This window comes from Sphingobium sp. PAMC28499, assembly GCF_004795815.1.
GTDB classification, from domain to species: domain Bacteria; phylum Pseudomonadota; class Alphaproteobacteria; order Sphingomonadales; family Sphingomonadaceae; genus Sphingobium; species Sphingobium yanoikuyae.
The window spans coordinates 3,320,926-3,333,089 of record NZ_CP039248.1 but is presented as its reverse complement, the minus strand read 5'-3'; the positions used below and the strand labels follow the sequence as shown (position 1 = coordinate 3,333,089).

At 64.7% G+C, this 12,164-nt stretch carries 12 protein-coding genes and 1 pseudogene; 9 read left to right on the top strand and 4 right to left on the bottom strand.

Going from position 1 to position 12,164, the window contains the following annotated elements:
- Nucleotides 1–20: 20 nt before the first annotated feature.
- Nucleotides 21–434 (bottom strand): annotated as a pseudogene (locus E5554_RS15905) (hypothetical protein); the annotation flags it as partial.
- A gap of 152 nt (nucleotides 435–586) precedes the next feature.
- Between E5554_RS15905 and E5554_RS15900 the strand changes: the two are divergent.
- The 8 genes from E5554_RS15900 to E5554_RS15865 all read left to right on the top strand — a co-directional run bounded on the left by E5554_RS15900 (nucleotide 587) and on the right by E5554_RS15865 (nucleotide 7,172).
- Nucleotides 587–3,826, top strand: a complete 3,240-nt coding sequence (locus E5554_RS15900; RefSeq protein WP_136187399.1) for a YdbH domain-containing protein — start codon at nucleotides 587–589, stop codon at nucleotides 3,824–3,826.
- Complete coding sequence (locus E5554_RS15895; protein ID WP_004207396.1) at nucleotides 3,823–4,011, top strand: YnbE family lipoprotein; 189 nt, start codon at nucleotides 3,823–3,825, stop codon at nucleotides 4,009–4,011. The genes E5554_RS15900 and E5554_RS15895 overlap by 4 nt, the downstream gene beginning before the upstream one ends.
- Entirely contained in the window at nucleotides 4,008–4,394 is a 387-nt protein-coding gene (locus E5554_RS15890) for a YdbL family protein (RefSeq protein ID WP_004207395.1), read from the top strand. The genes E5554_RS15895 and E5554_RS15890 overlap by 4 nt, the downstream gene beginning before the upstream one ends.
- A 173-nt stretch (nucleotides 4,395–4,567) precedes the next feature.
- Complete coding sequence (locus tag E5554_RS15885) at nucleotides 4,568–4,891, top strand: AtpZ/AtpI family protein (protein ID WP_004207394.1); 324 nt, start codon at nucleotides 4,568–4,570, stop codon at nucleotides 4,889–4,891.
- Nucleotides 4,892–4,937: 46 nt separating this feature from the next.
- Nucleotides 4,938–5,723, top strand: coding sequence for a F0F1 ATP synthase subunit A (locus E5554_RS15880; RefSeq protein WP_017503282.1), 786 nt, complete (start codon nucleotides 4,938–4,940; stop codon nucleotides 5,721–5,723).
- Nucleotides 5,724–5,775: 52 nt separating this feature from the next.
- Nucleotides 5,776–6,003 (top strand): F0F1 ATP synthase subunit C, encoded by a 228-nt coding sequence (locus E5554_RS15875; protein WP_004207392.1) that lies wholly within the window; start codon nucleotides 5,776–5,778, stop codon nucleotides 6,001–6,003.
- A gap of 67 nt (nucleotides 6,004–6,070) precedes the next feature.
- Nucleotides 6,071–6,565, top strand: coding sequence for a hypothetical protein (locus E5554_RS15870; RefSeq protein ID WP_004207391.1), 495 nt, complete (start codon nucleotides 6,071–6,073; stop codon nucleotides 6,563–6,565).
- Entirely contained in the window at nucleotides 6,558–7,172 is a 615-nt protein-coding gene (locus tag E5554_RS15865; RefSeq protein ID WP_004207390.1) for an ATP synthase subunit B, read from the top strand. Before E5554_RS15870 ends, E5554_RS15865 begins: the two co-directional genes overlap by 8 nt.
- A 62-nt stretch (nucleotides 7,173–7,234) precedes the next feature.
- On the opposite strand, the gene E5554_RS15860 is transcribed toward E5554_RS15865, so the two are convergent.
- From E5554_RS15860 to E5554_RS15850, 3 genes are all read right to left on the bottom strand, one after another.
- Nucleotides 7,235–7,759, bottom strand: coding sequence for a GNAT family protein (locus tag E5554_RS15860; RefSeq protein WP_063141370.1), 525 nt, complete (start codon nucleotides 7,757–7,759; stop codon nucleotides 7,235–7,237).
- Nucleotides 7,760–7,829: 70 nt separating this feature from the next.
- A complete protein-coding gene (locus tag E5554_RS15855) occupies nucleotides 7,830–8,744 on the bottom strand; it encodes an HAD family hydrolase (RefSeq protein ID WP_136187398.1) in 915 nt (304 codons plus the stop codon).
- Nucleotides 8,745–8,885: 141 nt separating this feature from the next.
- Complete coding sequence (locus tag E5554_RS15850) at nucleotides 8,886–9,938, bottom strand: NAD(P)-dependent alcohol dehydrogenase (protein WP_136187397.1); 1,053 nt, start codon at nucleotides 9,936–9,938, stop codon at nucleotides 8,886–8,888.
- A gap of 240 nt (nucleotides 9,939–10,178) precedes the next feature.
- Here E5554_RS15850 and uvrC point away from each other — a divergent pair, with 240 nt between their 5' ends.
- Nucleotides 10,179–12,092, top strand: coding sequence for an excinuclease ABC subunit UvrC (gene uvrC, locus E5554_RS15845; RefSeq protein WP_136188392.1), 1,914 nt, complete (start codon nucleotides 10,179–10,181; stop codon nucleotides 12,090–12,092).
- Nucleotides 12,093–12,164: the final 72 nt, after the last annotated feature.

The following is a 12,164-nucleotide window of genomic DNA, read 5'->3' as shown; positions in this document are numbered from 1 at the left end:
GGTTTGCACAACCGTTTTTACGTGTTGAGATGCAGCACCCGCACGCGTTCGACATGGAGATAGGCCATGTCCGCGCGCAGATAGTCGAGCAGTGCCTGCCAACTGCCCAGCACCGGTCGTTCCGCCACATCGTTGCGCAGCATCCGCAGCGCGGTGGCCTGGACGATCTTGATCGCGGCGACGCTGGTATCGCCCATGCCGGGCACCCGTACGATCGCCTGCCAGTCGGCCGCCATCAATCCGCCGATCCCGCCAAATTCGCGCAGCAGCAGCCGGGCCAGCGGCTTGGTGTCGCGGCGGGGGATGGCGAGGGCGAGCAGATATTCGATCAGTTCATGGTCGAGCAGCCCGTCGCCGCCTTCGGCCAGTCGCTGGCGCAGGCGGGCGCGATGACCGGCGCCATCCTGGCTCGCGCGTTCGTCCTTTTCGGTCATGCTGGCGATCCCCCATTCCCCGGCAAATGAAGGCTAGGCTTTGCGGATTTCGTGGGCAAGGCTATTTCAGGGGTGGATATTTCCAATGGGTCAGACGTTATGGATGCGTTACGGACCTGAAGTGCGAGCGAAAGTCGGGGTTGGCCAGGCAGATGGAAGACGAGAACGGCGAAGCCGAAATTCGCCGGGGCTGGCTGCGCTGGCTGGGTGTCGGGACGGGTTCGCTCGGCCTGGTGCTGGTCGCGCTGTGGACGCAGCGCGCGCCGATCGCCGAGAATTTCGTCAACCGCGAACTGAACCGGCGCGGGGTTCAGGCCAATTATGACCTGACGCAGGTGGGTCTGCGCACCCAGCGGATCGAGAATGTCGTGCTGGGCGATCCGGCACGGCCGGACCTGACCGCTCGTTGGGTGGAGGTCGACATCGCCTTTTCCGGCGTGACGCCGCAGGTGGCGGCGGTGCGCGCCGGTGGCGTGCGGATGCGCGGCGCCTATCGCGACGGCGTGCTGACGCTGGGCGAACTGGACAAGTTTCGCGATCCCGATTCGACCGCGCCCTTCGCCATGCCCGACCTGCTGCTTCACCTGCGCGATGCGCAGTTGCGGCTGGATACCGATGCGGGTGCGGTCGGCATGCAGATCGATGGCAATGGCAATCTGAAATCGGGTTTCCGCGGCAAGCTGGCCGCTGCCATGCCCAGGGCACGGATGGCCGGCTGTGGCGTGGCCAGGGCCAGCGCCTGGCTGGATGTGGCGATGGTGGACGGCCGGCCGCACCTGCGCGGGCCGATCAAGGGCGATGCGCTCGCCTGCGCGGACATGGCGATGGCTGCGCCGACGGCCGAGATCGATCTGTGGCTGGGCCAGGGGCTGGACCGCTGGAACGGATCGGCCCAGCTCGCGGGCAAGGCGCTCAAGGCGCAGGGCATGCTGCTGGCGGCTCCTGTCGGTCGGATCGAGTTCGACGGTTCGGCCCAGGCCATGGCCGGGCGGGCGCGGATCGGCGCGCGCGCCTTTTCCGGTGCCGGGGTGCTGGCGGGGCCAACCGAACTGGCCGGTGACTGGACGCTGCGCGGCGGTGATGCGACCTTCAGCGGCGATCTGACCGCGCGGAACGGGCGGATGGCCGGGCGTGATCCGCTGGCGGCTTTGCGCACGTCGACGGCTGGCACGCCGGTGGCGCCGCTGGCCCTGCGGTTGGCGGATGCGGCACAGCGGGCCGGGGCGGATAATCTGCTGCGGGCGCGGGTGGCGCTGGCGCAGAAGGGCGATGCCGGCAGTCTGGTGCTGACCGATACCGAATTTGCAGCGCGCAGCGGCGCGCAGGTGGCCGTGGCGCGCGAAGGGCGGGTGACGCTGGCCTGGCCGGGCAAGGGCGGCGCAGCGATCGACTGGGCGCTGGACGGCGCGATCACGTCGCAGGGCGGCGGCTTGCCCAAGGCGGCGCTCCGGCTGGCTCGGCGCGCCGGCGGCGGCTTTGGCGGGCAGCTGTTCATCGATCCCTATACGGCCGACGGCGCCCGACTGGCGTTCGAGCCTGTCCGATTCGTTGCCGGGCCAAAGGGCGATACGCGCTTCACGACCGCGTTGCGGCTGGATGGGCCGCTGCCCGATGGGGGTGTTCGCGGTCTTGGCCTGCCGATCGATGGCCGGCTGGCGCCCGATGGCGCGATCGCGATCAACGAACATTGCGCGCCACTGACCTTGCTGGAAGCGCGCTATGGCAGCTTCGCGCTGGGGCAGACCCGGCAGACACTCTGCCCGCTGCCCAATTCGGCGCTCTTCGCCATGGGGCCGGGCGGTATGAAGGGCGGTGCGGAGCTTCGCAATGTGGCGCTGAACGGGCGAAGCGGTGACAGCCCGATGCGGCTCAGGGCGGACAACGCCCGGCTGATATTGGGCCAGACCGGCTTCACCCTGGGCAACGCAGACTTTGCCATCGGCCCGGAGGATGCGCCGGTGCGCCTGTCTGCGACGAGCGTCACCGGTGCGGCGACGAAGGATGGCTTTGCCGGCGACATCAAGGGCGCGGGCGGACGGATCGGCACCGTGCCGCTGATCGTCGAGCAGGGTGCGGGCGGCTGGGCCTTTGCCAAGGGTGCGCTGTCGCTCAAGGCGGCGATGCAGGTGCGCGATGCGCAGCCTTCGGTGCGCTTCAACCCGCTGTCCGTGCCTGACTTTGCCCTGGCGATGAAGGATAGCCGAATCACCGCGACCGGCACGCTGCAGGTGCCGGGCAAGGGCGCCACGGTGGCGCGCGCCGATATTGCGCACGACCTGGGCAGCGGGAAGGGGCATGCCGACCTGACCGTGCCGGACCTTGGCTTCGGGGCGGGATTGCAGCCGGAGGAACTGACGCCGTTGACGCTCGGCGTGATCGCCAATGTCGCTGGCCGCGTGACCGGCGAGGGGCATATCCGCTGGACCGGGTCCGATGTCAGCAGCGATGGCGTCTTCCGGACCGATCGGCTGGATCTGGCGGCGGCCTTCGGCCCGGTCGAGGGACTGTCGGGCGAGATCCGCTTCTCCGACCTGCTTAACATGGTGACGCCGACCGGGCAGGAGGCGCGAATCGCGCTGGTCAATCCGGGGGTCGAGGCACGCAATGGTACGGTGCGCTATCGCCTGGGTGCCGGCCAGAAGGTGCATATCGAGGGCGGCGGCTTTCCTTTCTCGGGTGGCGAACTGGTGCTTCTGCCCACGACCATGGACTTTGGTGCCGATGTCGACCGCTATCTGACCTTCCGGGTCATCGGCCTCGACGCTGGCGCCTTCATCCAGGCTATGGACCTCAAGAACGTGTCGGCGACCGGCACGTTCGACGGGATCATGCCGCTGATCTTCAATGCGCAGGGCGGGCGGGTTGCCGGCGGCGTGCTGGTCGCGCGGCAGCAGGGCATGGCGCCGCTGATCATGCCCGAGGGCGTGCTGCCGAGCATCCCCTGCGATCCAACGCGCCAGTCCGGCGTGCTGTCCTATGTGGGGCCGGTATCGAACGAACAAGTCGGAGTTATGGGCAAGGTCGCATTCGATGCGCTGAAGGATCTGCAATATAAATGCCTCACCATCCTGATGGATGGCGCGCTGGATGGCGAGATGGTGACCAATGTGGTGTTCAACGGCGTCAACCGGGGCCAATTGGGCGGTGCGCCGCAGGGGATAGCGAAAAGCTTCGTCGGCCTGCCCTTCATCTTCAACGTGCGGATTTCCGCGCCTTTCCGCGGCCTGATGAAATCCGCCCAATCCTATGTCGACCCGTCGCAGGTGATCCGCGACCAGATTGGCGAGGATGCCCAGCAGAAGATGCGCGCACAAAGCGCGGCCGATCTGCAATCTGGTCTTGCGGTTCAGCCTGCGGCAAGCGAGACTGTGTCAAATACGGAGCCGAAATGAAGATAGCAGCAATCATGATGGCCGGTCTGGCCGCTTCGGCCCTGGGGGGATGCATCCAGGTCAAGGCCCCGGACAAGCCGATCGAGATCAATCTGAACGTGAAGGTCCAGCAGGAGGTCGTCGTCCGTCTGGAGAAGGACGCCAAGGATCTGATCAACAATAACCCGGAGTTGTTCCCGCAATGACACGCAAGTTCATGCTGGCCGCCGCTGTGCTGGGCGGCCTAGTTCTGGCCGGCGCCGCGCAGGCCCAGGGTGGTGCGGCCGCCGCGATCGCCGCCGGCACGGTGGGCGAGCAGGCCGATGGCTATCTGGGTATCGCCGGCACGGTGGGCGCGGATGTGCGGGCCGAGGTCGAATCGATCAACATCAAGCGCCGCGCCGTCTATACCGATCTGGCCGGCAAGCGTGGTGTGACGGTGCAGGATGTGGCGGCCGCAACCGGTTGCCAGACGCTCAGCAGCCGGGTGAAGCCGGGGCAGGTCTATCGCGTCGGCGGTGGTGCCTGGCAGACCAAGGGCGCCGGGGCGATCTCTTTGCCGGCCTATTGCGCCACCGCAGGCCAGTAAATCGCGCGTGGCTGGCGGACTTTGACCGCCAGTTCGTCTGGGCAGGATAATCTCCTGCCCAAGTATAGTTGACTATCCGTCATCCCCTTTCTAAACGGGCCGCGCCTTGACGGGTGCAGCCGCAAGCGCCATGCCGCCTGCCATTGGGTTTCAGCCTGATGGAAGGATTTGCAATGGTTGCGGGTGAATCCGGGCAGGACCCGGCGGGGGAAGATGCGCGGATCGCTTCACTGGAAGCGAGAATTGCGCAGGCGGAACATGCCGAGCAGGTCAGACAGGGGACGAAGGTGCAGCAGGCGGACGATGGTTCGCGTCTGGGCAACAGGGTTCTCGCAGAGCTGATCGGTGGTCTTGTCGGTGGTGCGTTGATCGGCTGGGTTCTCGATCGGCTGCTCGGCACATCCCCATGGCTCCTGCTTGTCTTCCTCGGTCTCGGGATCGTGGCGGCGTTCAGGAACATCATCAGATTGACGACGACGAAGCGTTCCGATCAATAGGGGCGCTTTTGTCTTAGTCCGAATATTAGACGGTACAGGGGTCCAAGTGGCAGAATCCGGCAAAATCGATCCGATGCATCAGTTTGCGATCGAACCGCTGTTCGGTACCGATCACCTGTCCATCGGCGGCTTCAACATCGCCTTCACCAACAGCGCGCTCTATATGGTCGCCGCTGCGGTGGTGCTGTGGATCTTCGTGATCGGCGGCATGAAGCGCGAACTGGTGCCCGGTCGTTGGCAGATGGCGGTCGAATATTTCACCGGCTTCATCAAGAACCTGCTGATCTCGAACGTGGGTGAAGGCGGCAAGAAGTACATTCCCTATGTCTTCTCGCTCTTCATGTTCATCCTGATGGCCAACCTTCTGGGTCTGCTGCCGCTGGGTCTGGTCGGGGTACACCCCTTCACCTTCACCAGCCACTTCACCGCCACCGGCGTGCTGGCGATCATGAGCTTCTCGATCGTGCTGATCGTTGGCTTCTGGAAGCATGGGCTGCACTTCTTCTCCCTGTTCGTGCCGCACGGCACGCCCCTGCCGATGATCCCGGTCATTTTTCCGATCGAGCTGATCTCGTTCATGGTGCGTCCGTTCAGCCTGGGCCTGCGACTGTTCGTGGCGATGACCGCCGGACACGTGCTGCTCAAGGTGCTGGCCGGCTTCGTCATCAACAGCTCGAATGCTGGCCCCGGTTTCGGTCTGACCGTCGGTGCCGCCAGCTTCGTGCTGATGGTCGGTATCAGCGCACTCGAAGTGCTGGTCGCCGTGATCCAGGCCTATGTGTTTGCGCTGCTGACCTCGGTCTACATCAACGACGCCGAAAACCTGCACTGAGTTTTCGTACATTCTTCAACGCTTAATTGGTTTAGAAAAAGGAGTTTAGAACATGGACGCAGAAGCCGCAAAGCTGCTCGGTGCTGGCCTGGCCGCGATCGGTGCGGGCATTGCCGCCCTCGGTGTGGGCAACGTCTTCAGCTCGTTCCTCGAAGGCGCGCTGCGCAATCCGGGTGCCGCTGACGGCCAGCAGGGTCGCCTGTTCATCGGCTTCGCCGCCGCCGAACTTCTGGGTCTGCTGGCGTTCGTTATCGCCATGATCCTGGTCTTCGTGGCCTAAAGATCGACGGGGCGGGCAGCCTGGCTGCCTGCCCCTTGACGACCGCCCCCTTTTCGGACGGATAAAAATGCCTCAAATCGCGCAAATCGCCGATACCTATGCTTCCCAGATCTTCTGGCTGCTGCTGACGTTCGGCTTCGTCTTCTTCGTCATCGGCCGCGGCATGGTGCCCAAGGTGCAGGCGACGGCCGACGCGCGCGACGCGAAGATTTCGGGTGATCTCGATGCTGCCAAGGCAGCCTTCGCCCGCGCCGACGAAGCGGAAGCGGACTATCGCGTCCGTGATGCCGAAAGCCGCACCGCCGCCCAGGCGACGCTGGCCAAGGCGAAGGCGGATGCCGCCAAGGCTTCGGAAGCGAAGCTGGCCGCCGCCGATGCGGAGATCCAGGACAAGATCGGCGCTGCCGAAGCCCGGATCAAGACCGCCACGGATGCCGCCATGGCACAGATTGAAACCGTCGCCGCCGATGCGGCGCGCGACATGGTCGTCCGGATTTCCGGCGTGGAAGCGTCGGACGAAGCGGCCCGCAACGCAGTAAAGGCGGCACTGGCTCATGGCTGAGGCAGCAGTAGAGCATAGCGAGGCGCAGGCCCCGCACCTCAATCAGGCAATCCACGCCGAAGGCATGGAGCCGGTTGGCACCGTGGCGCATGAAGGCGTCGCGCCGCATACCGATCCCAAGGCGGTCGGCATGGACGCGACAGCCTGGGTCAGCCTGGCGATGGCGGTGTTCATCGTCATCCTGCTGATCAAGAAGGTGCCCAGCCTGATCGGCGGCGTGCTGGATGGCCGGATCGCCCAGATCAAGGAACAGCTGGCCGAAGCATCGAAGCTTCGTGCCGAAGCCGAAGCGCTCAAGGGCGAATATGAAGCCAAGCTGGCCGCTGCGGCCGGCGAAGCCGACGCCATGCGCAAGTCGGCCGAGCATGAAGCCGAAACGCTTCTGTCCGATGCCAAGGTGCAGGCTGCCGATCTGGTCGCCCGTCGCCAGAAGATGGCGGAAGACAAGATCGGTGCGGCTGAGCGCAGCGCACTCGCCGACATTCGTGCCAAGGCGGTGAAGGCCGCTACCGGCGCTGCCGCCGCCCTGATTGCCGAAGGCCATGATGCCAAGGCGGACAAGGCGCTGGTCGATGATGCGATCAAGGGTCTTGGCCCGGTCGCCTGATCGAACAGGCAGAAATAGCAAAAGGGTCGGCACCGGAAGGCGTCGGCCCTTTTTGTTTGGGTTCAGGCTGGCGTGCTGTCCGTCCATTCGGATCGCAGCATCCGCATGATCGCGGTATCCCATCGCGCATCGCCGACCCGGACGGAGGACAGGCGGACGCCTTCGGTCACGAAGCCCAGCCGTTCATAGCTGCGGATGGCGGGCCGGTTCCAGGCATAGACATTGAGCTCCAGCCGCTCGACGGCATCGAAGGCAAAGACGCTGGCGAGCGCAAGGCGCAGCATCGGCACTGCCAGACCCCGGCCCCGCGCATCGGGCGCGATCGCGACCCGGCCCAGCGTGGCATTGCCGTTGCGCCAGTCGAAGGCGATCTGGACATGGCCGACAAGCTGACCGTCGTCCTGCGCCATCCAGCACAGGCGCGCGGGCGGATCGCTGCGTCCTTCGTTCAGCATCGCGGCCATCTGTTCGTCGGACAGCGGGAAATGGACATAGGGTCCGCCCCACTGAACGACATCCGCGTCGCTGCCGAACCAGCCCGACAGGGTGGAGAAATGATCGGGGGTGAAGGGAAGGAGATGGACCATAAGGCGGTCATAGGCGCGCCAGCGTGCGGAGTGCCACGGCCGGTTGTTCCAAGGTGGCGCGGTCAACGGATCAGACGAAGATGCTGTTCCAGTCCTGCTTCATGCTGACCAGGGTCAGGCCATAATCCGGGGCCTTGTCCAGCGCCTCGGCCAAGGGGCTCAGGAAGAAATCCCGATCATAGGCAAATTCCCGAACGGCATCGTCATGATGCAGCAGCAGCGCCAGCCGTGGCCCTGATCCGGTCTTTACATAGCGGAGCATGGCGAGGTCGCCGTCCGAATTGCCGAAGGCCAGGATCGGGCGACGGCCGATATGAAGGGCGATATTCTGCGCCTTCGCCTCGCGGTCGTCGAAACAGTGGAGTTCGGGCAGCTTGACAAGCTGCGCGACGCCATCACCGTCGATTTCGAACCGGGTGCAAAGACTGGAGCCGATCACCTGTTCGGGCGGAATGCCATAGACGTCTTCGGCGAAGGCACGCATCAGGTCGAGCCCGCCGCCCGAGACGATATAGGTCTTGAAATCATGGGCGCGCAGGAAATCGAGCAATTCGATCTGGGGGCGATAGACGCATCGGGTGAAGGGCCGGTCGAGCAGGGGATGATGTGCGGTGGCGAGCCAGTCGCGTGCGATCCTGTCAAATTCCTCTTCGGTCGCACCCGCATGCTCACGGGCGGCAACCTCCAGCAGCCCTAGCTTCCCCAGCGCCTTTATCGCCGGCATGTCCTGTTCGACATAGGCCTTGAAAGGCTGTTGCTGCGCGAGTTCCGGTTCCTGTTCGATCAGCTTTGCGCGCAGCATGCGGCCGAACAGGAACTGGGTCTGAAGTGGCTGTTCCGCCCAGAGCGTGCCGTCATTGTCGAAGGTGGCGATGCGCTGCGGGGCGGTGATATGCTCCGGTCCCGAGCCTGTCACGCGGGCGACGAAATCCAGGATCGCGGCCTTGGCAGGTCCGTCGTTCCAGGATGGCAGGGGATCGGACATGGCTGGCTCCTTCGCGCTTGGACGTCCGGTGATTGGACCGGGACGGGAAGCTGGGAGCAATCGGGGTTTCCCCCGGAAAGGGGCGGGCATGGCCCGCAGTCGGGGCGAATGGCCGTTGGCCATTCGCCCCTTTACTTGCGATCAGGCCGCCAGCGTGGCGTTGTCGATCACGAAGCGATATTTGACGTCGCTCTTCTGCATGCGGGCATAGGCGTCTTCGATATCCTGGATGCGGATCATCTCGATGTCCGCAACGATGCCCTTCTCTGCGCAGAAATCGAGCATTTCCTGCGTTTCGGCGATGCCACCGATCAGCGAGCCGGCGATGCTGCGGCGCTTGAAGATCAGCGCGCCGACATTGGGCGAGGGGTGGGCATGTTCGGGCACGCCGACCAGTGTCATCGTCCCGTCGCGCTTCAGCAGAGTCGTGAAGGCGTCGAGATTATGGCTGGCCGCGACCGTGTTCAGGATGAAGTCGAAGCTGTTGGCATGAGCCTGCATCTCTTCGGCATTGCGCGAGACGACGACTTCGTCGGCGCCCAGGTCCAGCGCGTCCTGCCGCTTGGACTCCGACGTGGTGAAGGCCACCACCTTGGCGCCCATGGCATGGGCCAGCTTGATGCCCATATGGCCCAGGCCGCCAATGCCGACGATGCCGACCTTCTTGCCGGGGCCGACCTTCCAGTGGCGCAGCGGCGACCAGGTGGTGATGCCCGCGCACAGTAGTGGCGCCACGGCGGCGAGCTGATCGGCGGGGTGGCTGATCTTGAGGACGAACTTGTCCTTCACCACGATATTCTGCGAATAACCGCCCAGCGTGTGGCCCGGCGCATCATCGGTCTTGCCATTATAGGTGCCGACAAAGCCGCTCTCGCAATATTGCTCCAGCCCTTCGTCGCAGGAGGGGCAGCCCTGGCAACTGTCGACCATGCAGCCGACGCCGACCGTGTCGCCGACCTTGAAGGCGCTGACATGATCGCCAACGGCGGTCACATGACCGACGATCTCATGGCCGGGAACGCAGGGATAGAGGGTGCCGTCCCATTCGGAACGGACCTGGTGCAGGTCCGAATGGCAGACGCCGCAATAGGCGATATCGATTGCGACATCATGCGGACCGACGGCGCGGCGTTCGATGTCGAGGGCTTCGAGCGGCTTGTCGGCGGCGTTGGCGCCATAGGCTTTGGTGGCCATGGGGATGTCCCTTTGCTTGAGGTTCGCGGTGTGCAGGGCATATGCCCCTCCGCTGCTATTCTTGGATGGGCGCGGGCCGTGGGACGACCTGTGCCTGTCCCATGTAGGAAGTCGACAGGCTGTTGATTAGGCCGGCTTTCGGCAACACAGCCATGAATGGCAATCATGAATGGCGGTGTTGGCCGCCCTTTGTTCCACACCGCCATTGCGATCCGCGCCGGTGCCGCTATCTCTGCGGCCATGTCGCAGCCGCAATCCCCCGACCGTTTCAACGAAGACAAGGCGACCTATACCGTCACCGGCAGCCAGCCCGATATCGATGCGGGCGTGGAGGCGATCCGCACGACGCTGAAGACGCTGCCGACCCGGCCCGGCGTCTATCGGATGCAGGATGCGCGCGGCGACGTCCTTTATGTCGGCAAGGCGCGGGCGCTGAAGAACCGGGTCGCCAATTATACCCAGGTCGACCGGCTGCCCAACCGGCTGCGGCGCATGGTGGCGCAGACGCGCAGCATGACGATCGTCACCACCAACAGCGAAGCCGAAGCGCTGCTGCTGGAGGCGCAGCTCATCAAGCGCTATCGCCCGCCCTATAATGTCCTGCTGCGCGACGACAAAAGTTTCCCCTTCATCCTGTTGCGCGAGGATCATGCCTTTCCTCGCGTGCAGAAGCATCGCGGCGCGCGCAAATATAAGGGGCGCTATTATGGCCCCTTCGCCAGCGCCGGATCGGTGACGCGGACGATCAACGCACTGCAAAAGCTGTTCCTGCTGCGGTCCTGCACCGACAGCTTCTTCGCCAATCGTTCGCGGCCCTGCCTGCTGTACCAGATCAAGCGCTGCTCGGCGCCCTGTGTCGATCGCATCGACACGGCCGGCTATGCCGAACTGGTGCAGGACGCGCAGGATTTCCTGGGCGGCAAGTCGACCGCCGTGCAGCAGAAGCTGGGCGCGGCGATGGAGGCGGCAGCCGAGGCGCTGGATTTCGAACAGGCGGCGATGATCCGCGACCGGCTGAAGGCGCTGACCTTCATCCAGGGATCGCAGGCGATCAATGCCGAGGGGCTGGGCGACGCCGATATCTTCGCGCTGGCGGAGAAGGGCGGATCGATGTGCATCCAGGCCTTCTTCATTCGCGGCGGCCAGAATTGGGGCCATCGCAGCTTCTTCCCGGGCCACACCAATGATGTGGCGACCGAAGAGGTGCTGGAAAGCTTCATGGCGCAATTTTACGAGGAAGTGCCGCCGCCCAAGCTGATCCTGACCGACCGTGAGCCGGCCGAGTGCGAGCTGATGGCGCTGGCGCTGAGCGAAAGGCTAGGCAGCAAGGTACGGATCGAGGTGCCCCAGCGCGGCGAGCGCACGCGCCTGATCAAACAGGCGCAGCGCAACGCGGTGGAGGCGCTCGACCGGCGCCTGGCCGAGACCACGACCCAGGCCAAGATATTGGACGAGATGGTCGAGGCCTTCGGGCTGGACGGCGTGCCCGACCGGATCGAAATTTACGACAACAGCCATATCCAGGGCGCGCACGCGCTGGGAGCAATGGTGGTCGCCGGTCCGGAGGGCTTCCGCAAGAACGCCTATCGCAAGTTCAACATGAAGAACCCGGACATCTCGAACGACGATTTCGCGATGATGCGCGAAATGTTCGAGCGGCGCTTTGGCCGGGCGGCGCGCGAAGACCCTGATCGCGACGGCGGCGAATGGCCGGACCTTGTGCTGATCGACGGCGGCAAGGGGCAGTTGTCGGCGGCGCGGGCGATGCTGGAGGATATGGGCATCGAGGATGTCTGCATGATCGGTATCGCCAAGGGGCCGCATCATGGCCGCGACGGGCGCGAGGTGTTCCATCTGGTGGATGGCCGGGAGGTGAGTTTCCCGATCAATCATCCGCTGCTCTTCTACATGCAGCGCCTGCGCGATGAAGCGCACCGCTTTGCCATCGGCGCGCATCGGGCGAAGCGCAGCAAGGCGATCACCGTGTCGTCGCTGGACGAGGTGCCCGGCATCGGCCCGGCCCGGAAAAAGGCGCTTCTGATGCATTTCGGGACGGCGCGGGCGGTGCGCGATGCGGCGCTGGAGGATCTGCAACGCGCACCCGGCGTGTCGAAGGCGGTGGCCCAGCAGGTCTATGATTATTTCCACGGCTGAAAAATGTGACGATAACGCAATGATTTTTGCTGGCTCATAAGTAACGCGTTAACAATTGCTGGCGATGTTTCC